This window comes from Pseudomonas sp. PL-6 (assembly GCF_054110165.1).
The window spans coordinates 955,619-978,620 of record NZ_CM134189.1; the positions used below are offsets into that span (position 1 = coordinate 955,619).

General features: G+C 67.5%; 22 protein-coding genes and 1 other RNA gene. 19 read left to right on the forward strand and 4 right to left on the reverse strand.

The window, feature by feature from the left end; all coding sequences use genetic code 11:
* Positions 1–100: 100 nt before the first annotated feature.
* Positions 101–718, forward strand: a complete 618-nt coding sequence (locus tag ACW9UL_RS04225) for a glutathione S-transferase N-terminal domain-containing protein (protein ID WP_021442290.1) — start codon at positions 101–103, stop codon at positions 716–718.
* A gap of 13 nt (positions 719–731) precedes the next feature.
* Positions 732–1,145, forward strand: a complete 414-nt coding sequence (locus ACW9UL_RS04230; protein ID WP_397496085.1) for a ClpXP protease specificity-enhancing factor — start codon at positions 732–734, stop codon at positions 1,143–1,145.
* A gap of 121 nt (positions 1,146–1,266) precedes the next feature.
* On the opposite strand, the gene ACW9UL_RS04235 is transcribed toward ACW9UL_RS04230, so the two are convergent.
* From ACW9UL_RS04235 to ACW9UL_RS04250, 4 genes are read right to left on the reverse strand one after another with little or no spacing between them, the layout of a single operon-like run.
* On the reverse strand, positions 1,267–1,800 hold the full coding sequence (locus ACW9UL_RS04235; protein ID WP_457789099.1) for a BON domain-containing protein: 534 nt from the start codon (positions 1,798–1,800) through the stop codon (positions 1,267–1,269).
* On the reverse strand, positions 1,797–2,390 hold the full coding sequence (locus ACW9UL_RS04240; RefSeq protein WP_021442287.1) for a phosphoheptose isomerase: 594 nt from the start codon (positions 2,388–2,390) through the stop codon (positions 1,797–1,799). Before ACW9UL_RS04240 ends, ACW9UL_RS04235 begins: the two co-directional genes overlap by 4 nt.
* A gap of 25 nt (positions 2,391–2,415) precedes the next feature.
* Positions 2,416–2,766: a YraN family protein gene (locus ACW9UL_RS04245; protein ID WP_021442286.1), complete on the reverse strand. Its 351-nt coding sequence runs from the start codon at positions 2,764–2,766 to the stop codon at positions 2,416–2,418.
* Positions 2,763–4,571 carry a penicillin-binding protein activator gene (locus ACW9UL_RS04250; protein WP_457789101.1) on the reverse strand — a complete coding sequence of 603 codons (1,809 nt, stop codon included), beginning with the start codon at positions 4,569–4,571 and terminating at the stop codon, positions 2,763–2,765. Before ACW9UL_RS04250 ends, ACW9UL_RS04245 begins: the two co-directional genes overlap by 4 nt.
* 89 nt (positions 4,572–4,660) lie before the next feature.
* On the opposite strand from ACW9UL_RS04250, the gene rsmI reads away from it, so the two are divergent.
* From rsmI to ftsZ, 17 genes are all read left to right on the forward strand, one after another.
* Positions 4,661–5,560, forward strand: coding sequence for a 16S rRNA (cytidine(1402)-2'-O)-methyltransferase (gene rsmI, locus ACW9UL_RS04255; RefSeq protein ID WP_457789103.1), 900 nt, complete (start codon positions 4,661–4,663; stop codon positions 5,558–5,560).
* A gap of 80 nt (positions 5,561–5,640) precedes the next feature.
* Positions 5,641–5,988, forward strand: an RNA gene (gene rnpB, locus ACW9UL_RS04260) — RNase P RNA component class A.
* Positions 5,989–6,299: 311 nt separating this feature from the next.
* Positions 6,300–6,755: a division/cell wall cluster transcriptional repressor MraZ gene (mraZ, locus tag ACW9UL_RS04265; RefSeq protein ID WP_457789105.1), complete on the forward strand. Its 456-nt coding sequence runs from the start codon at positions 6,300–6,302 to the stop codon at positions 6,753–6,755.
* Positions 6,756–6,757: 2 nt separating this feature from the next.
* Complete coding sequence (rsmH, locus tag ACW9UL_RS04270) at positions 6,758–7,702, forward strand: 16S rRNA (cytosine(1402)-N(4))-methyltransferase RsmH (protein WP_457789107.1); 945 nt, start codon at positions 6,758–6,760, stop codon at positions 7,700–7,702.
* Between the two features lie 20 nt (positions 7,703–7,722).
* A complete protein-coding gene (ftsL, locus tag ACW9UL_RS04275; RefSeq protein WP_031303043.1) occupies positions 7,723–7,992 on the forward strand; it encodes a cell division protein FtsL in 270 nt (89 codons plus the stop codon).
* The gene (locus tag ACW9UL_RS04280) at positions 7,989–9,716 is read left to right on the forward strand and encodes a peptidoglycan D,D-transpeptidase FtsI family protein (protein ID WP_021443737.1); all 1,728 of its coding nucleotides are present in this window, start codon (positions 7,989–7,991) and stop codon (positions 9,714–9,716) included. Before ftsL ends, ACW9UL_RS04280 begins: the two co-directional genes overlap by 4 nt.
* On the forward strand, positions 9,716–11,179 hold the full coding sequence (locus ACW9UL_RS04285; RefSeq protein WP_457789110.1) for a UDP-N-acetylmuramoyl-L-alanyl-D-glutamate--2,6-diaminopimelate ligase: 1,464 nt from the start codon (positions 9,716–9,718) through the stop codon (positions 11,177–11,179). Before ACW9UL_RS04280 ends, ACW9UL_RS04285 begins: the two co-directional genes overlap by 1 nt.
* A complete protein-coding gene (locus tag ACW9UL_RS04290) occupies positions 11,172–12,542 on the forward strand; it encodes a UDP-N-acetylmuramoyl-tripeptide--D-alanyl-D-alanine ligase (protein WP_457789112.1) in 1,371 nt (456 codons plus the stop codon). Before ACW9UL_RS04285 ends, ACW9UL_RS04290 begins: the two co-directional genes overlap by 8 nt.
* On the forward strand, positions 12,543–13,625 hold the full coding sequence (gene mraY, locus ACW9UL_RS04295) for a phospho-N-acetylmuramoyl-pentapeptide-transferase (protein WP_021443818.1): 1,083 nt from the start codon (positions 12,543–12,545) through the stop codon (positions 13,623–13,625).
* A 6-nt stretch (positions 13,626–13,631) separates the two neighbouring features.
* A complete protein-coding gene (gene murD, locus ACW9UL_RS04300; RefSeq protein ID WP_457789114.1) occupies positions 13,632–14,978 on the forward strand; it encodes a UDP-N-acetylmuramoyl-L-alanine--D-glutamate ligase in 1,347 nt (448 codons plus the stop codon).
* Entirely contained in the window at positions 14,978–16,198 is a 1,221-nt protein-coding gene (gene ftsW / locus ACW9UL_RS04305) for a putative lipid II flippase FtsW (RefSeq protein ID WP_457789116.1), read from the forward strand. The genes murD and ftsW overlap by 1 nt, the downstream gene beginning before the upstream one ends.
* On the forward strand, positions 16,188–17,258 hold the full coding sequence (murG, locus tag ACW9UL_RS04310; protein ID WP_457789118.1) for an undecaprenyldiphospho-muramoylpentapeptide beta-N-acetylglucosaminyltransferase: 1,071 nt from the start codon (positions 16,188–16,190) through the stop codon (positions 17,256–17,258). The genes ftsW and murG overlap by 11 nt, the downstream gene beginning before the upstream one ends.
* Positions 17,251–18,693, forward strand: coding sequence for a UDP-N-acetylmuramate--L-alanine ligase (murC, locus tag ACW9UL_RS04315; RefSeq protein WP_021442022.1), 1,443 nt, complete (start codon positions 17,251–17,253; stop codon positions 18,691–18,693). Before murG ends, murC begins: the two co-directional genes overlap by 8 nt.
* The gene (locus tag ACW9UL_RS04320) at positions 18,690–19,631 is read left to right on the forward strand and encodes a D-alanine--D-alanine ligase (RefSeq protein WP_457789120.1); all 942 of its coding nucleotides are present in this window, start codon (positions 18,690–18,692) and stop codon (positions 19,629–19,631) included. Before murC ends, ACW9UL_RS04320 begins: the two co-directional genes overlap by 4 nt.
* A 3-nt stretch (positions 19,632–19,634) precedes the next feature.
* Positions 19,635–20,501, forward strand: coding sequence for a cell division protein FtsQ/DivIB (locus ACW9UL_RS04325; protein WP_021442020.1), 867 nt, complete (start codon positions 19,635–19,637; stop codon positions 20,499–20,501).
* 14 nt (positions 20,502–20,515) lie between these two features.
* Positions 20,516–21,763: a cell division protein FtsA gene (gene ftsA, locus ACW9UL_RS04330; RefSeq protein WP_021442019.1), complete on the forward strand. Its 1,248-nt coding sequence runs from the start codon at positions 20,516–20,518 to the stop codon at positions 21,761–21,763.
* A 42-nt stretch (positions 21,764–21,805) separates the two neighbouring features.
* Positions 21,806–22,999: a cell division protein FtsZ gene (gene ftsZ / locus ACW9UL_RS04335; RefSeq protein ID WP_021442018.1), complete on the forward strand. Its 1,194-nt coding sequence runs from the start codon at positions 21,806–21,808 to the stop codon at positions 22,997–22,999.
* Positions 23,000–23,002 lie beyond the last annotated feature (3 nt).

Consider the following 23,002-nt stretch of genomic DNA (forward strand, 5'->3'; position numbering starts at 1 on the left):
CCTGGCGGCCACCCCTGCGGGGCCGTCGCAAGCGACGTCAAAAATTGCTTCCGGCAATTTTTCCTGCTTCTGATAAATCCAAAACGCGAGGAGGATCGCCATGGCGGTGACCAATAGGTTGACCTGCTACTCCGACCCCGCCGACCACTATTCCCATCGCGTGCGTCTGGTGCTCGCCGAGAAAGGTGTCAGCGTCGAGATCGTCGATGTCGAGCTGGGCCGCTGTCCGCCCAAGCTGGCCGAACTCAATCCCTACGGCAGCGTGCCGACCCTGGTCGACCGCGACCTGGCGCTGTACGAATCGTCCGTGGTGATGGAATATCTGGATGAGCGTTACCCGCATCCGCCGCTGTTGCCGGTGTATCCGGTGGCGCGCGCCAACAGCCGCCTGCTGATGCACCGTATCCAGCGCGACTGGTGCGCCCTGGTCGACCGCATTCTCGACAAGCGCAGCAAGGAGGCCGAGCGCCAGCTGGCGCGCAAGGAGTTGCGCGAGAGCCTGACCGGCGTGTCGCCGCTGTTCGCCGACAAGCCGTTCTTTCTCAGTGACGAGTTGAGCCTGGTGGATTGCTGCCTGCTGCCGATTCTCTGGCGTTTGCCGCGGCTGGGGATCGAGTTGCCGCGACCGGCAAAGCCGCTGCTCGACTACATGGAACGGCAGTTCGCCCGCGAGGCCTTCCAGGCCAGTCTGTCCGCCGCCGAGCGCGAAATGCGCTGAGAAGGAGAAAACCATGAATTCCAGCCGTCCCTACCTGGTGCGCGCCCTGTACGAGTGGATAGTCGACAACGATTGCACCCCGCACCTGCTGGTCAATGCCGAATACCCCGGGGTGCAGGTGCCGCCGGGCTTCGCCAGCGACGGGCAGATCGTGCTCAACGCATCGCCCGGCGCGGTGCGACACCTGCATATGGACAATCAGGCGGTGAGCTTCGAGGGGCGCTTCGGCGGCGTGGCCCACAGCCTGTACATCCCGGCCGCGGCGATCCTGGCGATCTATGCGCGGGAGAACGGCCAGGGCATGGTCTTCGACATGGAACCGCCGCAGGCGGACGACGAAGACGAGCAAGGTCCGGACGACGACGGCCCGTCCGGCGGCGAGCCGCCGCGGCCCAGCGGTCGGCCGAGCCTCAAGGTGGTCAAGTAGGGCTGCTGCAGGCCAGGGCAAGAAAGAGTTGCATGACAATAAAAACGGGCGCCAATGGGCGCCCGTTTTTACTTGCAGCTTGCGGGGGAGGCGGCCATCCGCCTTATGGTTTGCCGCTGCCTCAGTTGGTGTACTCGAACAGGCGCACCACCTTCTGCACCCCGGCCACGCCCTGCACCACGCGGGTGGCGGCGTTGGCTTCCTCGCGGGTCACCAGGCCAAGCAAGTAGACGATGCCGTTTTCGGTGACCACCTTGATCCGCGTGCTCGGCACCGTGGCGTCGGCGAGCATCTGGGTCTTGATCTTGGTGGTCAGCAGCGAGTCGTTGCTGCGCGCCAGCAGCGAGGCCGGTTGCTGCACCTGCAGCTCGTTATAGACCTTCTTCACCCCCTGCACGCGGCGCGCGGCCTGGGCAGCGGCGTCCTTCAGCTCGCTGCGCGGGGTCTGCCCGGCGAGCAGAATCACGCCGTTGTAGCTGGTGACGATGATCCGCGAGGTCGGGCTGGCCAGGTCGGCGTGGGCCTTGCTGACCTGGGTGGCGACATCCGGGCCGAGGAACTGGTCGTCGATCTTGTTGCCGATGCTGCGGCTGCCGCAGCCGGCCAGGCTCAGGGTAATGGCCAGGGCGGCCAGGATCAGGGCGGAACGCTTCATTCTTCACTCCCGAATAGTTGACTGTCGATCAGGTCGCAGAGGCAGTGGATGGCCAGCAGGTGGACCTCCTGGATGCGTGCGGTGACTTTGGCCGGCACGCGGATCTCCACGTCCTCGGGCAGCAGCAGCGAGGCCATGCCGCCGCCGTCGCGGCCGGTGAGGGCGACCACGGTCATCTCGCGGTCGTGGGCGGCCTGGATGGCCTGGATCACGTTGGCCGAGTTGCCGCTGGTGGAGATGGCCAGCAGCACGTCGCCGGGCTGGCCGAGGGCGCGGATCTGCTTGGAGAACACCTCGTTGTAGCTGTAGTCGTTGGCGATCGAGGTGATGGTCGAGCTGTCGGTGGTCAGGGCGATGGCCGGCAGGCTGGGGCGCTCGCGCTCGAAGCGGTTGAGCAGCTCGGAGGAGAAGTGCTGGGCGTCGCCGGCCGAGCCGCCGTTGCCGCAGGAGAGAATCTTGCCCTCGTTGAGCAGGGCCTGAACCATCACTAGGCTGGCGTGCTCGATGTAGGGAACCAGGACTTCCATGGCCTGTTGCTTGGTGTCGATGCTGGCTTGGAACAGCTGGCGGATTCGGGATTGCATGTCCATCGGTTAAACCTTGAGTGTGCGGCCGTCAGGCGTCGAAGGCGTTCTTGATCCAGTCGAGGCCGGGGCCGCCGATGGCGACCACGTCGAAGCGGCAGGGGTGGCGGGCCCAGCGAGACTGCTGCTGGAGGAAGAGCTCGGCGGCCATGATCAACTTGCCGCGCTTGCGCGCATCGATACTCTCCAGGGCGCCGCCCCAGGCGCTGTGACGGCGGGCGCGGACTTCGACGAATACTACTGTATCGCCGTCGAGCATGACCAGATCGAGCTCGCCGCGGCGACAGCTCCAGTTCCGTTCGATCAGGCGCAGGCCGTTACGTTCCAGATGCTCTCGGGCTGCCTGTTCGGCGGCCCGGCCGAGCTCGTTGTGGGCACTCAATTGAGCGCGTCGGGAAGGCGCTGGACCTGGCCGCCGCGGAACTCGGCCCAGGGCAACTGGCGTTCGATGCGCTGTGCCGGGTTGAGGCTGAGGCTGCCGGACAGGCCGTCGATGCGCGACTCCGGCAGGGCCTTGAGCTGGCCCAGGCGCGGCGCCAGGCGGTAGGCGTCGACACCCATGGCGTACAGCCGACCGAGGCTGCCGGCGGCCTGCGGCCACTGACCGCTGACCTGCTGGCGCAGCGGATCCTGCGCGTCCAGCAGCCAGGGCGTCTCGCAGAAGCGGATGCCTTCCAGGTCCTGGTACTGCGCCTGGCTGTGGGCGCCGGTGAACAGGTGCGAGGTGGCGTACACCGGCACGTCGCCGGCGTACTGGAAAGCCAGGGTCGGCTTGATCTGCTGCGCCTGTTGCGGGGTGGCGGCGAGGAAGATGAAGTCGATGTCCTGGCGCCGCGCCGGCTGGGCGTCGAGGTTGGTGCCCAGGGTGTTCTGCAGGCGACGGGCGCGGGCCTCGCTTTCGCGCAGCTGGAACAGGTCGGCGATCTGCCGGGCCAGTTCCACCGGCTGGTCGACGTGTTCGGCGGCGATCAGGCTGCCGCCCTGGGCCTGCCAGCTCTGGCGGAAGGCTTCCAGCACGCGGTCGCCCCAGTCGCCGCGCGGCACCAGGGCCACGGCGCGGCGCATGCCATCGTCCCAGGCGCGACGGGCCACTTCGCGGGCCTCGTCCTCGGCGGCCAGGCCGAACTGGAACAGCTGGGCCGGGCCTTCCTGGCTGGCGTCGCTGTAGTTCAGCGCCAGGGTGGTGATCGGCAGCTGCTCGCGCTCGCTGAGCTGCTTGACCAGCGGCTTCTCCAGCGGGCCGACCACCAGTTGCACGCCGTCGGCCTGGGCCTGCTGGTAGAAGGCGTCCAGCGAGCCGATGCGGGCGCTGTCGTAGAGTTGGATCTGCGGCGGGTTCTGGCCGGCCTGCTGGGCCTCGTAGTGGGCGGCGAGGAAGCCGTCGCGCAGGGCGCGGGCGACGCTGGCCAGTTGGCCTTCCTGGGGCAGCAGCAGGGCGATGCGGGTCAGCGGCTGGCTGGCCAGCTCGCGCAGCTTGCCCAGCGCCTCGGGCAGCTGTTCGGCGGCCGGGTGTTGCGGGTTCTGCGCGACCCATTGATCGATGGCGGCTTGCTGCTGCTCCAGGGTGGCGCCGGCCTTGGTCACGCGCGCCAGTTCCAGCCAGCCGGCCAGGTCGCTGTCGGCGCCGGCCGAGGTCTGCGGCGGCAGGATGGAAACCAGGGCCCAGATGCTTTCATGGTTGTCGTGGGCGGCCTGGCCGCTGAGCAGCGGGGCGATGAACACCCGCTCGCGGGCGGCGGCCAGGGCCTGGCCGTCGGCTTCCAGGGCGCGGGCGCGGACCAGTTGGGTGCGGATCTGCTGCTCCACCGGCAGCTCGGCCAGGCGCTCCAGGCTGGGGTGTTGCAGGGCCTGCAGGGCGCTCTTGGGCTGCTGGCGGGCCAGCGCCAGTTCGGCGTCCAGGGTGCTGGCGAAGATCTGCTGGGCTGGCGCCAGGGCGGCCAGGTCGATCTGTTCGCGGATGCGCGCGGCGCGGGCGATGTCCTTCTGCTGATAGGCCTGGTCGGCGGCGGACAGGCGCAGCAGGGCGGCCTGCTCCGGCTTGCTTTCGGCGGCCTGCTGGAGCATCTGCTCGATGCTGGCCTGTGGGGTGCGCGGCAGCTGACCCAGGGTGTTGGAGGGCGAGCTGGCGCAGGCGGCGAGCAGGCCGGCCAGGCAAAGGACGGAAAGGGGGCGCAGGCTAGCGATCATCGGGGCATCCTGGTGCTTGAGCGAATCAGGCGGCGATTGTACCCAAGCCCTGCAGTCGGTGCGATGTTGCCGGGGTGGAAGCGGCTAGAATGAGCGCTCTTTCAATTAACGAGGTGTTTCCAGTGAGTCATTCCGCCGTCGTCAGCGCTCAGCCCGGCACCCTCTACGTGGTCGCCACGCCGATCGGCAACCTGGACGACATCAGTGCCCGCGCCCTGCGGGTTCTGCGCGACGTGGCGTTGATCGCCGCCGAAGACACCCGTCACTCGGTGCGCTTGCTGCAGCATTTCGGCATCGAAACGCCGCTGGCGGCCTGCCATGAGCACAACGAGCGCGACCAGGGCGGGCGCTTTCTCGCCAAACTGGAGGCCGGCGAGGATGTGGCGCTGATCTCCGATGCGGGCACGCCGCTGATCTCCGATCCCGGCTACCATCTGGTGCGTCAGGCGCGCGCCGCCGGCTTCGCCGTGGTGCCGGTGCCGGGAGCCTGTGCGCTGATCGCCGCACTGTCGGCCGCGGGCCTGCCGTCGGATCGCTTCATCTTCGAGGGTTTTCTGCCGGCCAAGACTGTGGGGCGGCGCGCGCGCCTGGAGCAGGTGCGCGAGGAGCCGCGCACGCTGATCTTCTACGAGGCGCCGCACCGGATTCTCGAGTGCCTGGAGGACATGCGTGCGGTGTTCGGCGACGAGCGTCCGGCGCTGCTGGCCCGCGAGCTGACCAAGACCTTCGAGACTCTCAAGGGCCTGCCGCTGGCCGAACTGTGCGCCTGGGTGGCCGGCGACAGCAATCAGCAGCGCGGCGAGTGCGTGGTGCTGGTGGCCGGCTGGCAGGCGCCGGAAGGCGAGGAGGCGGTCAGCGCCGAGGCGCTGCGGGTACTCGACCTGCTGCTGGCGGAAATGCCGCTCAAGCGCGCGGCGGCGTTGGCCGCCGAGATCACCGGGGTGCGCAAGAACCTGCTCTACCAGGTGTCGCTGACGCGCCAGGGATGAGCTCGCTCCTGCAGGGGGCAGGCTGCTTTTTCTTGCAGCTTGTGGCTTGCCGCTTGCGGCTTTGTTAACCTTGCCGGCGGAGAGTCGATCGGACAGTCGCTGCCTTCGCAAGAAGGGGGAGGAAAGTCCGGGCTCCATAGGGCGGAGTGCCAGGTAACCCCTGGGAGGCGCGAGCCTACGGAAAGTGCCACAGAAAATAACCGCCTAAGCGCTTCGGCGCCGGTAAGGGTGAAAAGGTGCGGTAAGAGCGCACCGCACGGCTGGCAACAGTCCGTGGCTAGGTAAACCCCACTCGGAGCAAGACCAAATAGGGTTCCATTGGCGTGGCCCGCGCTGGAACCGGGTAGGTTGCTAAAGGCGTGCAGTGATGTACGTCGTAGAGGAATGACTGTCCTCGACAGAACCCGGCTTACAGATCGACTCTCCACCTCTTTTTCCCCTCGATTTGCGCTTTTACTTCCCGCCTTTCTAATACCGAAAAAATCTTACTCTTAACAAATTACTTTAAGTTCGAATTTCAGCTCTCTGGAATAGCTGGTTTTTGTCTCTTGACTACCCCTTCCAGCATCGCTTTTTTCCTCGCTTTCGTTCGCTAAATCTCCGTCCTGTAAGGATTTTTCCCTTCTGGCGCGCCTTGACGGTGGGGCGTACGCATTCCTATAGTGTGCGCAAGTGGTGAGAAGTGGCATGAAGTGGGTTTTTTTGGGCATGGAAAGCTAATTACAGGGGAAGCGCAGCCGTGTTTCGCGGAGCTAACGCCATCAGTCTCGACGCCAAAGGGCGCCTCGCGATGCCGAGTCGGTATCGCGACGAGCTCGTTTCGCGTTGTGCCGGCCAGCTCATCGTCACCATCGATGCCGTCGACCCCTGCCTCTGTGTCTACCCGCTGGCCGAATGGGAGCTGATCGAGAACAAGCTGCGCGAACTGGCCTCCTTCCGTGAAGAGAACCGCCGCCTGCAGCGCCTGCTGATCGGCAACGCCGTCGACCTCGAACTGGATGCCAGCGGCCGTTTCCTGGTGCCGCCGCGCCTGCGCGAGTACGCCAAGCTGGACAAGCGGGCGATGCTCGTCGGCCAGCTCAACAAGTTTCAACTCTGGGGCGAAGATACCTGGAATGCCGTAGCCGAAGCCGATCTGGCTGCCATCAAGCAGCCCGGCGCCCTTTCCGACGACTTGCGTGACCTGATCCTGTGACCATGACCGATAGCACCTTGCGCCATATCACCGTGCTGCTCGACGAGGCCGTCGAGGGGCTCGCCGTGCGCGCCGGCGGCTGCTACTTGGACGGTACCTTCGGTCGCGGCGGACACAGTCGGCTGATCTTGCAGAAGCTCGGCCCGGACGGGCGGCTCCTGGGGTTCGACAAGGACCCCCTGGCGATAGCCACCGGGGAAGCATTGGCGGCCGAAGACGGCCGCTTTGTCGTTGTGCAGCGCAGTTTTGCGGAACTCGGCGAGGAAGTCGCTGTCCGCGGCCTGGCCGGCAAGGTCGCCGGCATCCTGCTGGACCTCGGCGTGTCGTCGCCGCAGCTGGACGATCCCGAGCGCGGCTTCAGCTTCCTCAACGACGGCCCGCTGGATATGCGCATGAACCCCGCAGTGGGCGTCAGCGCGGCGGACTGGATCGCCACGGCCGCCGAAGACGAGATCGCCCGCGTGCTCAAGGACTACGGCGAAGAGCGTTTCGCCAAGCGCATGGCGCGCGCCGTGGTGCAGCGCCGCGAGCAGCAGCCCTTTACCCGCACCGCCGACCTGGCAAAGGTGCTGACCGAGGCCAACCCGGCCTGGGAGAAGGGCAAGAACCCGGCGACCCGCGCCTTCCAGGGTATTCGTATCTATATCAACAACGAACTGGGCGACCTCGAGCGCGGCCTCGACGCGGCGCTGGAAGCGCTGGAAGTCGGCGGTCGCCTGGTGGTGATCAGCTTCCACTCGCTGGAAGACCGCATCGTCAAGCAGTTCATGAAGCGCCAGGCCAAGGGCGAGGCGGACAAGCTGCCGCGCGACCTGCCGATCATCCCCAAGGCCTTCGAGCCGCGCCTGAAACTGATCGGCAAGCCGGTCTTCGCCGGCGAAGCGGAGCTCAAGGCCAACCCGCGCTCGCGCAGCGCGGTGATGCGCATCGCGGAGAAACTGCGGTGAACCTGCGTCTCGGCAAGACCATGCCCAGCGGCAGCCTGCTGATGCTGGTGCTGTTCATCGCGGTGCTGCTGTCCGCCCTGGCGGTGTCCTACAGCGCGCACTGGAATCGCCAGCTGCTCAACGAGTTGTACGGTGAGCTCAGCGTGCGCGACAAGGCGCAGGCCGAGTGGGGCCGACTGATTCTCGAACAAAGCACCTGGACGGCGCACAACCGCATCGAGGCGCTGGCCAGCGAGCGGCTGCAGATGCGCATTCCCGACCCCGCCGAAGTGCGCATGGTGCAGCCATGATCGGACTCGAAGGCGCGCTCTACCCCTGGCGCTTCCGCCTGGTGCTGGCCCTGCTGGCGCTGATGGTCGGCGCCATCGCCTGGCGCATGCTCGATCTGCAGGTGCTCGACCACGATTTCCTCAAGGCCCATGGCGATGCGCGCAGCGTGCGGCACATCCCGATTCCGGCGCACCGCGGCCTGATTACCGACCGCAACGGCGAGCCACTGGCGGTGAGCACCCCGGTCACCACCCTGTGGGCCAATGGCAAGGAACTGCAGGCCGGGCGCGAGCGCTGGCCGGCGCTGGCCGCCGCCCTGGGTCAGGAGCCCAAGGCCTTCGCCGAGCGCTTGCAGCAGAACAAGGAACGCGAGTTCATGTACCTGGTGCGCGGCCTGACCCCGGAGAAGGGCCAGAGCGTGCTCGACCTCAAGGTGCCGGGCGTCTACGCCATCGAGGAGTTCCGCCGCTTCTACCCGGCCGGCGAAGTGGCGGCCCATGTGGTCGGCTTCACCGATATCGACGACCGCGGCCGCGAAGGCATGGAGCTGGCCTATGAAGAATGGCTGGCCGGCGTGCCGGGCAAGCGCCAGGTGCTCAAGGACCGCCGCGGCAAGCTGATCAAGGACGTCCAGGTCGCGCAGAACGCCAAGGCCGGCAAGGCCTTGGCGTTGTCCATCGACCTGCGTCTGCAGTACCTGGCCCATCGCGAGCTGCGCAACGCGCTGCTGGAACACGATGCCAAGGCCGGCAGCCTGGTGATGGTCGACGTCAAGACCGGCGAAGTGCTGGCCATGGTCAACCACCCCACCTACAACCCCAACAACCGGCGCAACCTGACCCCGGCGGCGATGCGCAACCGCGCCATGATCGACGTGTTCGAGCCCGGCTCGACCATCAAGCCGCTGTCGATGGCCGCCGCCCTGGAGACCGGACGCTGGAAGCCCAGCGATATCGTCCAGGTGGGCAACGGCACGCTGCAGATCGGCCGTTACAACATCCGCGACGTGTCCCGCACCCAGGGCCCGGCGCTGGATTTGCCTGGCATCCTGATCAATTCCAGTAACGTCGGCATGAGCAAGATCGCCTTCGACGTCGGCGGCGAGCAGCTCTACGAAGTATTCAGCAAGCTGGGCTTCGGTCGCGACACCGGCCTGGGCTTCCCCGGTGAGCGGGTCGGCAATCTACCCAACCACCGCCAGTGGCGCCAGGCCGAGACCGCCACGCTGTCCTACGGCTACGGCCTGTCGGTGACCGCGGTGCAACTGGCCCACGCCTACGCCGCGCTGGGCAACGGCGGCGGCATGGTGCCGCTGTCGATGATCCGCGTGGACAGCACGCCGGGCTCGATGCAGGTGGTGCCGCCCGAGGTGGCCAAGACCCTGCAGGGCATGTTGCAACAGGTCATCGAGTCTCCGCGCGGGGCCGTTCGCGCCCAGGTGCCGGGCTACCACGTGGCCGGCAAGAGCGGTACGGCGCGCAAGACCAGCGTCGGTACCAAGGGCTACCAGGCCAACTCCTACCGTTCGCTGTTCGCCGGCTTCGCCCCGGCGCAGAACCCGCGCATCGCCATGGTGGTGGTGGTCGACGAGCCCGGCAAGGGCGCCTATTACGGCGGCCTGATCTCCGCGCCGGTATTCAGCCGGGTGATGGCCGGTTCGCTGCGCCTGATGAATATCGCGCCGGACAACCTGCCGCCGCCGGAGCAGAAGGTAGCCGCCATGACCCAGGGAGGGCGCAACTGATGCCCATGCCACTCAATCAATTGCTGCCGGCCGCCGAGAGCGCCGTGCTGATTCGCGAACTGACCCTGGATAGCCGCAAGGTGCGCCCGGGCGACCTGTTCCTCGCCGTGCCCGGCACCCAGCAGGATGGCCGCGTGCATATCGCCGACGCCGTCGCCCGCGGCGCCGCCGCGGTGGCCTACGAGGCCGAAGGGGCTGCCCCCATGCACGCCGAAACTGCGGTGCTGGTGCCGGTCAAGGGGCTGGCCGGCCAGCTGTCGGCCATCGCCGGGCGCTTCTATGGTGAGCCGAGCCGCGGCCTGCACCTGGTCGGCATCACCGGCACCAACGGCAAGACCAGCGTCAGCCAGCTGCTGGCCCAGGCGCTGGACCTGCTCGGCCAGCGTTGCGGCATCGTCGGTACCCTGGGCAACGGTTTCCACGGCGCGCTGGAACAGGGCAAGCACACCACGCCCGACCCGGTCGGGGTGCAGGCCACCCTGGCCGGCCTCAAGCAGGCCGGTGCCCGTGCGGTGGCCATGGAAGTGTCCTCCCACGGCCTGGATCAGGGCCGAGTGGCGGCGCTGGAGTTCGACGTCGCGGTGTTCACCAACTTGTCGCGCGACCACCTCGATTACCACGGCGACATGCAGGCCTACGGTGCGGCCAAGGCCAAGCTGTTCGCCTGGCCGAACCTGCGTTGTCGGGTGATCAATCTGGATGACGCCTTCGGTCAGGAGTTGGCGCAGCAGGTGCATGATTCGCGCCTGATCGGCTACAGCCTGAGCGACGCCAACGCCTTCGTTTATTGCAGCGAAGCGCAGTTCGATGATCATGGCGTACGTGCGCGCCTGGTCACCCCGCGTGGCGAAGGCATGCTGCGCAGCAACCTGCTCGGCCGCTTCAACCTGAGCAACCTGCTGGCGGTGGTCGGCGCGCTGCTGGGCATGGACTACGGCCTCGACGAGATTCTCCAGGTGCTGCCGCAGCTGCAGGGGCCGGCCGGGCGCATGCAGCGCCTCGGCGGCGGCGACCGGCCGCTGGTGGTGGTGGATTACGCGCACACCCCGGACGCCCTGGAGAAGGTGCTCGAGGCCATGCGCCCGCACGTGCGCGGGCGGCTGATCTGCCTGTTCGGCTGCGGCGGCGACCGCGACCGCGGCAAGCGCCCGCTGATGGCCGCGGCGGCCGAGCGTCTGGCCGATGCGGTGTGGGTCACCGACGACAACCCGCGCAGCGAAGACCCCGCGCAGATCATCAACGATATCCGCGCCGGCCTCAAAGCGCCGGATGCCGTGCAGTTCGTCCCGGGGCGCGGCGAGGCCATCGCCCGCCTGGTGGCGCAGGCCGAGGCCGCCGATGTGCTGGTGCTGGCCGGCAAGGGTCACGAGGATTACCAGGAGATCATGGGCGTGCGTCACCCCTTCTCCGATCTGATCGAGGCGAACAAGGCCCTGGCGGCCTGGGAGGCGGCCCATGCTTAAGCCCTGGCTGCTCGGCGAAGTCGCCGGCCCTCTCAACGCTCGCCTGATCGGTGCCGACGTCGCCTTCTCCGCCGTCGGCACCGACAGCCGTACCATCGCCCCCGGCCAGCTGTTCGTGGCGCTGACCGGGCCGCGCTTCGACGGCCATGACTACCTGGCCGAAGTGGCCGCCAAGGGCGCGGTCGCCGCCCTGGTCGAGCGTGAAGTGGCCAATGCACCGCTGCCGCAGTTGCTGGTGGCCGATAGCCGCCTGGCCCTCGGTCAGCTCGGCGCGCTCAATCGCCAGGCCTTCAGCGGCCCGCTGGCGGCCGTGACCGGTTCCAGCGGCAAGACCAGCGTCAAGGAGATGCTCGCCGCCATTCTGCGCGCCGGCCTGAACGGTGCAGTGCTGGCCACCCGCGGCAACCTCAACAACGACCTCGGCGCGCCGCTGACCCTGCTCGAACTGGCGCCGGAGCACCGCGCCGGGGTGATCGAGCTGGGCGCCAACCATGTCGGCGAGATCGCCTACACCGTTAGCCTGACCCGGCCGCAGGTGGCGATCATCACCAATGCCGGCAATGCCCATGTCGGCGAGTTCGGCGGCCCGGAAAAGATTGTCCAGGCCAAGGGCGAGATTCTCGAAGGCCTGCCGCAGGACGGCGTGGCCGTGCTCAATCTGGACGACAAGGCCTTCGCCATCTGGCAGCAACGGGCCGCCGGGCGCCGGGTGCTGAGCTTCTCGCTGGTCGATCAGGCCGCCGATTTCCATGCCGGCGAGCTGAGCCGTGACGAGCGCGGCTGCCAGGGCTTCACCCTGCAGGGTGCGGCTGGCCGCGCGCGCATCCAGCTCAACCTGCTCGGCGTGCACAACGTCGCCAACGCCCTGGCCGCCTGCGCCGCCGCCCATGCCCTGGGCCTGCCGTTGGTCGCCATGATTCAGGGCCTGGAAAGCCTGCAGCCGGTCAAAGGCCGCGCCGTAGCGCAGTTGACGGCCACTGGCGTGCGGGTGATCGACGACAGCTACAACGCCAACCCGGTGTCGATGTGCGCGGCGGTGGATATACTCGCCGCCTTCTCCGGCCGCACCGTCCTGGTGCTCGGGGATATGGGCGAGTTGGGCCAGTGGGCCGAGCAGGGCCACCGCGATGTCGGTCGTCATGCCGCCGGCAAGGTCGATGCGATCTATGCCGTGGGGCCGCTGATGCGCTTTGCGGTCGAGGAATTCGGCTCAAAAGGCCGCCATTTCGCCGATCAAGCCAGCCTGATCGCAGCGCTTCGCGCCGAGCAGGCCGGCAGCACACTACTAATCAAGGGTTCACGCAGCGCTGCCATGGACAAGGTCGTGGCGGCGCTCTGTGGCGTATCTGGGGAGAATCACTAAATGCTGCTGCTGCTGGCGGAGTACCTGCAACAGTTCCACAAGGGCTTCGCGGTCTTTCAGTACCTGACCCTGCGCGGCATCCTCGGCGTGCTCACCGCCCTGGCCCTGTCGCTGTGGCTCGGTCCCTGGATGATCCGCACCCTGCAGATCCGCCAGATCGGCCAGGCCGTGCGCCACGACGGCCCGCAGTCGCACCTGTCGAAGAAGGGCACGCCGACCATGGGCGGCGCGCTGATCCTCAGCGCCATCGCCGTGAGCACTCTGCTGTGGGCCGACCTGTCCAACCGCTACGTCTGGGTGGTACTGGCGGTGACCCTGCTGTTCGGTGCCATCGGCTGGGTCGACGACTACCGCAAGGTGATCGAGAAGAACTCGCGCGGCCTGCCGAGCCGCTGGAAGTATTTCTGGCAGTCGGTATTCGGCCTGGCGGCGGCGATCTTCCTTTATATGACCGCACAGAGCCCGGTGGAGACCACCCTGATCCTGCCGCTGCTGAAGGACGTCGCCATTCCCCTGGGCGTCGGCTTCATCGTCCTGACCTATTTCGTCATCGTCGGCACCAGCAACGCGGTGAACCTCACCGACGGCCTCGACGGCCTGGCCATTCTGCCCACGGTGATGGTGGCTGGCGCGCTGGCGATCTTCTGCTACCTGTCGGGCAACATCAAATTCGCCGAGTACCTGCTGATTCCCTACGTGCCGGGCGCCGGTGAACTGATCGTGTTCTGCGCCGCGCTGGTCGGCGCCGGCCTGGGCTTTCTCTGGTTCAACACCTACCCGGCGCAGGTCTTTATGGGCGACGTCGGTGCGCTGGCCCTCGGCGCCGCGCTGGGCACCATCGCCGTGATCGTGCGCCAGGAAGTGGTGCTGTTCATCATGGGCGGGGTGTTCGTCATGGAAACCCTGTCGGTGATCATCCAGGTCGCCAGCTTCAAGCTGACCGGCAAGCGCGTGTTCCGCATGGCACCGATTCACCACCATTTCGAACTCAAGGGCTGGCCTGAGCCGCGCGTGATCGTCCGTTTCTGGATCATCACCGTGATTCTCGTGCTGATCGGCCTGGCCACCCTGAAACTGAGGTAATAGAGCGTGTCATTGATCGCTTCCGACCAGTTCCGCATCGTTGTCGGCCTCGGCAAGAGCGGCATGTCCCTGGTGCGCTTCCTGGCGCAGCAGGGCGTGCGCTTTGCCGTGGCCGATACGCGCGCGAACCCGCCGGAGCTGGAAACGCTCAAGCGTGACTACCCGCAGGTGGAAGTACGTTGCGGCGAGCTGGACGTGGACTTCCTCTGCCGCGCCTCGGAACTGTACGTGAGCCCGGGCCTGGCTGTGGCGACTCCAGCGCTGGCCGCAGCGGCTGCACGCGGGGTCAAACTGTCTGGTGATATCGACCTGTTCGCCCGCCACGCCAAGGCGCCGATCGTCGCCATCACCGGCTCCAACGCCAAGAGCACCGTCACCACCCTGGTCGGCGAGATGGCGGCTGCGGCGGGCAAGCGCGTCGCCGTGGGTGGCAACCTCGGTACCCCGGCGCTGGATCTGTTGGCCGACGATGTCGAGCTGTACGTGCTGGAGCTGTCCAGCTTCCAGCTGGAGACCACCGATCAGCTCAATGCCGAAGTGGCCACCTGCCTGAACGTCAGCGAAGACCACATGGACCGTTACAGCGGTCTGCCGGCCTATCACCTGGCCAAGCATCGGATCTTCCGTGGTGCCCGTCAGGTGGTGATCAACCGCGACGACGCGCTGTCGCGTCCGCTGATCGCCGACCAGGTGACCTGCTGGGAATTCGGTCTGGGCAAGCCCGACTTCAAGCGCTTCGGTCTGCTCGAGGAAAACGGCGAGAAGTCCCTGGCGTTTCGCTTCGAAGCGTTGCTGCCGGTGAGCGAGCTGAAGATCCGCGGCGCGCACAACCAGTCCAACGCCCTGGCCGCCCTGGCCCTTGGCCATGCCGTCGGCCTGCGGATGGACGCCATGCTGGCCGCCCTGCGCCAGTTCGCCGGGCTGCCGCACCGCTGCCAGTGGGTCGGCGAGCGCGCCGGGGTGAACTACTACGACGATTCCAAGGCCACCAACGTCGGTGCCGCGCTGGCCGCCATCGAAGGCCTGGGTGGCGATATCGCCGGCAAGCTGGTGCTGATCGCCGGCGGCGACGGCAAGGGCGCCGATTTCTCCGCACTGAAGGCGCCGGTGGCGCGTTTCTGCCGCGCCGTGGTGCTGCTCGGCCGCGATGCCGAGCGGATCGCCGCGGCCCTGGGCGACGCCGCGCCGCTGGTTCGGGTGAAAGCCCTCGACGAAGCCGTGCTGCGTTGCAGCGAGCTGGCCGAGGCGGGCGATGCCGTGCTGCTGTCGCCGGCCTGCGCCAGCCTGGACATGTTCAAGAACTTCGAAGAACGCGGGCGGCTGTTCGCCCAGGCCGTGGAGGGGCTCGTCTGATGCTGGCCTTCCTGTGTCCCTACCCGTCGCCGCTGCTCAGTCGTCGTGGCCTCGACCTCGACTTCCCGCTGCTGGCCGGCTGCCTGGGCCTGCTCGGCCTGGGCCTGGTGATGATCACCTCGGCCTCCTCGGAGGTGGCGGCGGCGCTGTCCGGCAACCCGCTGTACCACATGATTCGCCACCTGATTTACCTGATCATCGGCCTCGGCGCCGCCGGCGTGGTGCTGCTGATCCCCATGAGCTTCTGGCAGCGCTATGGCTGGATGCTGCTGCTGGCCGCCTTCGCCCTGCTGGTGCTGGTGCTGGTGCCGGGCATCGGCCGCGAGGTCAACGGCGCGCGGCGCTGGATCGGCTTCGGCGCGTTCAACGTGCAGCCCTCGGAAATCGCCAAGGTGTTCGTGGTGGTCTACCTGGCCGGCTACCTGGTGCGCCGTCAGGAAGAAGTGCGCGAGAGCTGGGCCGGTTTCTTCAAACCCTTCGTCGTGCTGCTGCCGATGGCCGGCCTGCTGCTGCTGGAGCCGGACTTCGGCGCCACCGTGGTGATGATGGGCGCGGCCATGGCCATGCTGTTCTTGGGCGGCGTCGGCCTGCTGCGCTTCGGCCTGATGGTGGCCCTGGCGGTCGGCGCGGTGTTCGTCCTGGTGCAGACCCAGGAATACCGCCTGCAGCGCCTGATCACCTTCACTGACCCCTGGGCCGACCAGTACGGCGCCGGCTACCAGCTGACCCAGGCGCTGATCGCCTTCGGCCGTGGCGAATGGTTCGGTGTCGGCCTGGGCAACAGCATCCAGAAGCAGTTCTACCTGCCGGAAGCCCACACCGACTTCGTCTTCTCGGTGCTGGCCGAGGAGCTCGGCCTGATCGGCGCCTTGGCGACCCTGGCGCTGTTCGTCTTCGTCTGCGTGCGCGGCCTGTACATCGGCCTGTGGGCGGAGAAGGCCAAGCAGTTCTTCGCCGCCTACGTGGCCTATGGCCTGTCGTTCCTGTGGATCGGCCAGTTCCTGATCAATATCGGGGTGAACACCGGGCTGCTGCCGACCAAGGGCCTGACCCTGCCGTTCCTCAGCTATGGCGGCAGCTCGCTGGTGATCTGCTGCGTCAGCCTGGCGCTGCTGCTGCGCATCGAGTGGGAGCGGCGCAACGTGCTGGGCAACGAGGACGTCGAGTTCGACGAGGCGGATTTCGCCGAGCCGAACCAGGAGGTCGCCCATGCGCGGTAACGTGCTGATCATGGCCGGCGGCACCGGCGGCCACGTGTTCCCGGCGCTGGCCTGCGCCCGTGAGTTCCAGGCACGCGGCTACGCCGTGCACTGGCTGGGCACGCCGCGTGGCATCGAGAACGAGCTGGTGCCGCAGGCCGGCCTGCCGCTGCACCTGATCGACGTCAGCGGCCTGCGCGGCAAGGGCAAGTTGTCCTTGCTCAAGGCGCCGTTCCAGCTGCTGCGCTCGCTGTGGCAGGCGCGGCGCATCGTGCGCCAGCTGCAGCCGGTGTGCGTGCTCGGCATGGGCGGCTACGTCACCGGCCCCGGCGGCCTGGCCGCGCGCCTGGCCGGCGTGCCGCTGGTGATCCACGAGCAGAATGCCGTGGCCGGCACCGCCAACCGCCTGCTGTCGCGCATCGCCGCGCGTATCTGCGAGGCCTTCCCGAATACCTTCGCCGCGTCCGACAAGCGCCGTACCACCGGCAACCCGGTGCGTGAGGAGCTGTTCCTCGAGACCCCGCGCGAACCGCTGGCCGGGCGCAAGCCGCACCTGCTGGTGCTGGGCGGCAGCCTGGGCGCCGAACCGCTGAACAAGCTGCTGCCCGAGGCCCTGGCCCTGCTGCCGGCCGAGTTGCGCCCGCAGCTGTTCCACCAAGCCGGCAAGCAACACGCCGAGGTCACCGCGGAGCGTTATCGCAATGCCGCGGTCGAAGCCGAGGTCGCGCCCTTCATCAAGGACATGGCCCGTGCCTACGGCTGGGCCGATCTGGTGATCTGCCGCGCCGGTGCGCTGACCGTCAGCGAACTGGCTGCCGCCGGTCTGCCGTCGTTTCTCGTGCCCTTGCCGCATGCCATCGACGACCACCAGAGCCGCAACGCCGAATACCTGGCGAAGGAGGGCGCGGCCGTCCTTCTTCCGCAACACGCCACTGACGCGGCCAAGCTCGCCGCGCAGCTCACCGAGGTTCTGATGCACCTGGAAAAACTCACCGCCATGGGCGCCACCGCGCGTCGCCTGGCCAAGCCCGACGCCACCCGCGCGGTGGTCGATATCTGCCAGGAGGTGGCCCATGGCTAAGTCGCCCGCCGCGGTCAAGGCCGAAGTGCGGCGCATGCGCCGTATCCGCCGCATCCATTTCGTCGGCATCGGCGGCGCCGGCATGTGCGGCATCGCCGAGGTGCTGCTCAACCTGGGCTACGAAGTGTCCGGCTCCGACCTCAAGGCCTCGGCGGTGACCGAGCGCCTGGAAAACTTTGGCGCCAAGATCTTCATCGGCCATGCCGCGGAGAACGCCGAGCAGGCCGACGTGCTGGTGGTGTCCAGCGCCGTCAACGCCCGCAACCCGGAAGTCGCCACCGCCCTGGAGCGGCGCATTCCGGTGGTGCCGCGCGCCGAGATGCTCGCCGAGCTGATGCGCTACCGCCACGGCATCGCGGTGGCCGGTACCCACGGCAAGACCACCACCACCAGCCTGCTGGCCTCGGTGTTCGCCGCCGGTGGCCTGGATCCGACCTTCGTCATCGGCGGCCGCCTCAACGCCGCCGGCACCAATGCCCAGCTCGGCTCCAGCCGTTTCCTGATCGCCGAGGCGGACGAGAGCGACGCCAGCTTCCTGCACCTGCAACCGATGGTCTCGGTGGTCACCAATATCGACGCCGACCATATGAGCACCTATGGCGGCGACTTCAATGTGCTGAAGAAGACCTTCATCGAGTTCCTCCACAACCTGCCGTTCTACGGCCTGGCCGTGCTCTGCGTGGACGATCCGGTGGTGCGCGAGCTGCTACCGCAGGTCGGTCGCCCGACCGTGACCTACGGCTTTGCCGAAGACGCCGACGTGCGCGCGATCAACGTGCGTCAGGAAGGCATGCGCACCCACTTCACCGTGCTGCGCCCGGACTGCGCGCCGCTCGACGTGTCGGTCAACATGCCCGGCAATCACAACGTCCTCAATGCCCTGGCGACCATCGCCATCGCCACCGACGAGGGCATCGACGATGCCGCCATAGTCGCCGGCCTGTCGGGCTTCCAGGGCGTCGGTCGACGCTTCCAGGTCTACGGCGAGCTGCCGGTGGACGGCGGCAGCGTGATGCTGGTCGACGACTACGGCCACCACCCGCGCGAAGTGGCCGCGGTGATCAAGGCCGTGCGCGGCGGCTGGCCGGAGCGCCGCCTGGTGATGGTCTACCAGCCGCACCGCTACAGCCGTACCCGCGACCTGTACGACGACTTCGTCCAGGTGCTCGGCGAAGCCAACGTGCTGCTGCTGGTGGAGGTCTACCCGGCCGGCGAGGAGCCGATCCCCGGCGCCGACAGCCGGCAGCTGTGCCACAGCATCCGCCAGCGCGGCCAGCTCGACCCGATCTACGTCGAGCGCGGTACCGACCTGGCGCCGCTGCTCAAACCGCTGCTGCGTGCCGGCGACATCCTGCTGTGCCAGGGCGCCGGCGATATCGGTGCGGTGGCGCCGCAACTGATCAAGCACCCGCTGTTCGTGGGGGAGTCGCAATGAGTTTGCACAGTAGCCTCGATCCCAAGGCTTTCGGCCGCGTCGCCGTGCTGTTCGGCGGCAAGAGCGCCGAGCGCGAGGTGTCGCTGAAGTCCGGCAAGGCCGTGCTCGGCGCCCTGCAGGCCGCCGGGGTGGACGCCTTCGGCATCGACGTGGGCGACGACTTCCTGGCTCGCCTGAATGCCGAGAAGATCGACCGCGCCTTTATCGTGCTGCACGGTCGCGGCGGCGAGGACGGCTCCATGCAGGGCCTGCTCGAGTGCGCCGGCATCCCCTACACCGGCAGCGGCATCCTCGCCTCCGCCCTGGCGATGGACAAGCTGCGCACCAAGCAGGTCTGGCACAGCCTCGGCCTGCCGACGCCGCGCCATGCGGTGCTGAGCTCACAGGCCGACTGCGAGGCGGCCGCCGTCGAGCTGGGCTTCCCGTTGATCGTCAAGCCGGCCCATGAAGGGTCCAGTATCGGCATGGCCAAGGTCGACAGCGTCGAGGCGCTGATCGCGGCCTGGCAGGACGCCGCGCGCTACGACAGCCAGGTGCTGGTCGAGCAGTGGATCGCCGGTCCGGAATTCACCATCGCCGTGCTGCGCGGCCAGGTGCTGCCGCCGATCGGTCTGGGCACCCCGCACAGCTTCTACGACTACGACGCCAAGTACCTGGCCGATGACACCCAGTACCGCATTCCCTGCGGCCTTTCGGCCGAGAAAGAGGCGGAACTGAAAGAGCTGACCGCGCGTGCCTGCGAGGCCGTGGGCACTCAGGGCTGGGCGCGCGCCGACGTGATGCAGGATGCCAGCGGCCAGTTCTGGCTGCTGGAAGTCAACACCGTACCGGGCATGACCGATCACAGCCTGGTACCGATGGCCGCGCGCGCCGCCGGCCTGGATTTCCAGCAGCTGGTGCTGGCGATCCTGGCCGACAGCGTCGAGGCGAGGGGTTAAGCAATGGTCACGGCCGTGCGTCACCAGGACTCGCTGAGGGCGCCGCTGCGCGGCAAGCCCGCGCCGCGTGGCGCCAGCCGTCTGGTGGCCAAGGAGCCGGTGCGCCTGCGCCTGCCCAAGGCGGATTTTTCCTGGGTGGGGCGTCTGGCCTGGCCGCTGCTGCTGGTGGGCTTGGGCTTCGGCGCCTACGAGGGCGCGTTGCGTCTGCTGCCCTATGCCGACCGGCCCATCGCCAAGGTCAGCGTGCAGGGCGATCTGGCCTATGTCAGCCAGCAGGCGGTGCAGCGGCGCATCGCGCCCTATATCGAGGCGAGCTTCTTCAGCGTCGACCTGCGCGGCATGCGCGAAGAGCTGGAGCAGATGCCCTGGATCGCCCACGCCGAGGTACGCCGGGTGTGGCCGGACCAGGTCGACGTGCGCCTGGAGGAGCAACTGCCGATCGCCCGTTGGGGCGACGAGGCGCTGCTCAACAACCAGGGCCAGGCGTTCGCCCCGCAGGAGCTGAACCACTATCAGCACCTGCCGCAGCTGTCCGGCCCCAAGCGCGCGCAGCCCAGGGTGATGCAGCAGTACCAGATGCTCAGCCAGCTGCTGCGGCCGCTGGGTTTTACCGTGGTCGGCCTGCAATTGCGCGAGCGCGGCAGCTGGTTCCTCTCGGCCACCGAGAACGCCAGCGGACAACGCATCGAGCTGCTGCTGGGGCGCGATCACGTGGTGGAAAAAATGCGTCGGTTCGCCGCCATATACGAGCGGGAACTGAAAGAACAGAGCGCGAACATCGCGCGCATCGACTTGCGCTACGCCAACGGCCTGGCCGTGGCCTGGCGCGAGCCGGTGGAGCCGGCCGCGGCCGAGCAGAAAGTGAATTGAGGAGAGGCAGCACAATGAATAGCGCGCAGAGCGGCAAGATGATCGTCGGCCTGGACATCGGCACCTCCAAGGTGGTGGCGCTGGTGGGCGAGGTGACTGCCGACGGCCAGCTGGAAATCGTCGGCATCGGCACGCACCCGTCGCGCGGCCTGAAGAAAGGCGTGGTGGTCAATATCGAGTCCACCGTGGCCTCGATTCAGCGCGCGGTGGAGGAGGCGCAGCTGATGGCCGGCTGCCGCATCCACTCGGCCTTCGTCGGCGTGGCCGGCAACCATATCCGCAGCCTGAACAGCCACGGCATCGTCGCCATTCGTGATCGCGAAGTGAGCCCGGCCGATATCGAGCGGGTGCTCGACGCCGCGCAGGCGGTGGCCATCCCGGCGGATCAGCGGGTGCTGCACACCCTGGCGCAGGACTACGTGATCGACAATCAGGAAGGCGTGCGCGAGCCGTTGGGCATGTCCGGCGTGCGCCTGGAGGCCAAGGTGCACGTGGTCACCTGCGCGGTCAACGCCTCGCAGAACATCGAGAAATGCGTACGCCGCTGCGGCCTGGAAGTCGACGACATCATCCTCGAGCAGCTGGCCTCGGCTTACTCGGTGCTGACCGAGGACGAGAAGGAACTGGGTGTCTGCCTGGTCGACATCGGCGGCGGCACCACCGATATCGCCATCTTCACCGAGGGGGCGATTCGCCACACCGCGGTGATCCCGATTGCCGGCGACCAGGTCACCAACGACATCGCCATGGCCCTGCGCACCCCGACCCAGTACGCCGAGGAAATCAAGATCCGCTACGCCTGCGCCCTGGCCAAGCTGGCCGGTGCCGGCGAAACCATCAAGGTGCCCAGCGTCGGCGACCGGCCGCCGCGCGATCTGTCGCGCCAGTCCCTGGCCGAGGTGGTCGAGCCGCGCTACGACGAGCTGTTCACCCTGATCCAGGCCGAGCTGCGCCGCAGCGGCTACGAAGACCTGATTCCCGCCGGCATCGTCATGACCGGCGGCACGGCGAAGATGGAAGGCGCGGTCGAGCTGGCCGAGGAAATCTTCCACATGCCCGTGCGTCTCGGCGTGCCGCACAGCGTCAAGGGCATGGCCGACGTGGTGCGCAACCCGATTTATTCCACCGGCGTGGGGCTGCTGATGTACGGGCTGCAGAAGCAGAACGACGGCGTTTCCATGTCGGTGGGCAGTCCTTACCAGGACGAAAACAAGACCCCGGTACTCGAGCGCCTCAAGCGCTGGGTGCAAGGCAATTTCTGAATTTGCAGTAGGCGTTACAACTAGAAAGGAAGGAGAGGGATCATGTTCGAACTAGTAGATAACATTCCGCAAAGCGCGGTCATCAAGGTCATCGGTGTCGGTGGTGGCGGCGGCAACGCGGTCAACCACATGGCGGTCAGCAACATCGAAGGCGTCGAGTTCATCTGCGCCAACACCGATGCGCAGGCGCTGAAGAACATCGGCGCGCGCACCGTGTTGCAGCTCGGCCCGGGCGTGACCAAGGGTCTGGGCGCCGGCGCCAATCCGGAAGTCGGTCGTCAGGCCGCGCTGGAAGATCGCGAGCGCATCGCCGAAGTCCTGCAGGGCACCGACATGGTGTTCATCACCACCGGCATGGGCGGTGGTACCGGTACCGGCGCCGCGCCGGTGATCGCCGAGGTGGCCAAGGAGCTGGGCATCCTCACCGTCGCCGTGGTCACCCGTCCGTTCCCGTTCGAGGGCAAGAAGCGCATGCTGATCGCCGACGAAGGCATCCGTGCGCTGGCCGAGAGTGTCGACTCGCTGATCACCATCCCCAACGAGAAGCTGCTGACCATCCTCGGCAAGGACGCGAGCCTCTTGTCCGCCTTCGCCAAGGCCGACGACGTGCTGGCCGGCGCGGTGCGCGGCATCTCCGACATCATCAAGCGTCCGGGCATGATCAACGTCGACTTCGCCGACGTGAAGACGGTGATGAGCGAAATGGGCATGGCCATGATGGGCACCGGCTGCGCCAGCGGCCCGAACCGCGCCCGCGAGGCCACCGAGGCGGCGATCCGCAACCCGCTGCTGGAAGACGTCAACCTGCAGGGCGCGCGCGGCATCCTGGTCAACATCACCGCCGGCCCGGACCTGTCCCTGGGCGAGTACTCCGACGTGGGTAACATCATCGAGCAGTTCGCCTCCGACCAGGCCACCGTCAAGGTCGGCACCGTGATCGACGCCGACATGCGCGACGAGCTGCACGTCACCGTGGTCGCCACCGGCCTCGGCGCGCGCATGGAGAAGCCGGTCAAGGTGATCGACAACACCGTGCAGGTCGCCGCCAGCCAGCCGGTTGCCCAGCAGTCCGCCGCGCAGCCGCGCAGCGAGCAGTCGGTCAACTACAAGGACTACGAGCGTCCCACCGTACAGCGCCAGAGCCACGGCGGCGCGGCGACCGCGGCCAAGCTCAATACCCAGGACGATCTCGATTACCTGGATATTCCGGCGTTCCTGCGTCGTCAGGCCGATTGATGG

Bases quoted from the DNA above. Each gene is read 5' to 3' on its own strand.
- ACW9UL_RS04225 (WP_021442290.1), top strand. From the start codon at position 101: ATGGCGGTGACCAATAGGTTGACCTGCTACTCCGACCCCGCCGACCAC.
- ACW9UL_RS04230 (WP_397496085.1), top strand. From the start codon at position 732: ATGAATTCCAGCCGTCCCTACCTGGTGCGCGCCCTGTACGAGTGGATA.
- ACW9UL_RS04235 (WP_457789099.1), bottom strand. From the start codon at position 1,800: ATGAAGCGTTCCGCCCTGATCCTGGCCGCCCTGGCCATTACCCTGAGC.
- ACW9UL_RS04240 (WP_021442287.1), bottom strand. From the start codon at position 2,390: ATGGACATGCAATCCCGAATCCGCCAGCTGTTCCAAGCCAGCATCGAC.
- ACW9UL_RS04250 (WP_457789101.1), bottom strand. From the start codon at position 4,571: ATGATCGCTAGCCTGCGCCCCCTTTCCGTCCTTTGCCTGGCCGGCCTG.
- rsmI (WP_457789103.1), top strand. From the start codon at position 4,661: ATGAGCGCTCTTTCAATTAACGAGGTGTTTCCAGTGAGTCATTCCGCC.
- rsmH (WP_457789107.1), top strand. From the start codon at position 6,758: ATGACCGATAGCACCTTGCGCCATATCACCGTGCTGCTCGACGAGGCC.
- ftsL (WP_031303043.1), top strand. From the start codon at position 7,723: ATGCCCAGCGGCAGCCTGCTGATGCTGGTGCTGTTCATCGCGGTGCTG.
- ACW9UL_RS04280 (WP_021443737.1), top strand. From the start codon at position 7,989: ATGATCGGACTCGAAGGCGCGCTCTACCCCTGGCGCTTCCGCCTGGTG.
- ACW9UL_RS04285 (WP_457789110.1), top strand. From the start codon at position 9,716: ATGCCCATGCCACTCAATCAATTGCTGCCGGCCGCCGAGAGCGCCGTG.
- ACW9UL_RS04290 (WP_457789112.1), top strand. From the start codon at position 11,172: ATGCTTAAGCCCTGGCTGCTCGGCGAAGTCGCCGGCCCTCTCAACGCT.
- mraY (WP_021443818.1), top strand. From the start codon at position 12,543: ATGCTGCTGCTGCTGGCGGAGTACCTGCAACAGTTCCACAAGGGCTTC.
- ftsW (WP_457789116.1), top strand. From the start codon at position 14,978: ATGCTGGCCTTCCTGTGTCCCTACCCGTCGCCGCTGCTCAGTCGTCGT.
- murG (WP_457789118.1), top strand. From the start codon at position 16,188: ATGCGCGGTAACGTGCTGATCATGGCCGGCGGCACCGGCGGCCACGTG.
- murC (WP_021442022.1), top strand. From the start codon at position 17,251: ATGGCTAAGTCGCCCGCCGCGGTCAAGGCCGAAGTGCGGCGCATGCGC.
- ACW9UL_RS04320 (WP_457789120.1), top strand. From the start codon at position 18,690: ATGAGTTTGCACAGTAGCCTCGATCCCAAGGCTTTCGGCCGCGTCGCC.
- ACW9UL_RS04325 (WP_021442020.1), top strand. From the start codon at position 19,635: ATGGTCACGGCCGTGCGTCACCAGGACTCGCTGAGGGCGCCGCTGCGC.
- ftsA (WP_021442019.1), top strand. From the start codon at position 20,516: ATGAATAGCGCGCAGAGCGGCAAGATGATCGTCGGCCTGGACATCGGC.
- ftsZ (WP_021442018.1), top strand. From the start codon at position 21,806: ATGTTCGAACTAGTAGATAACATTCCGCAAAGCGCGGTCATCAAGGTC.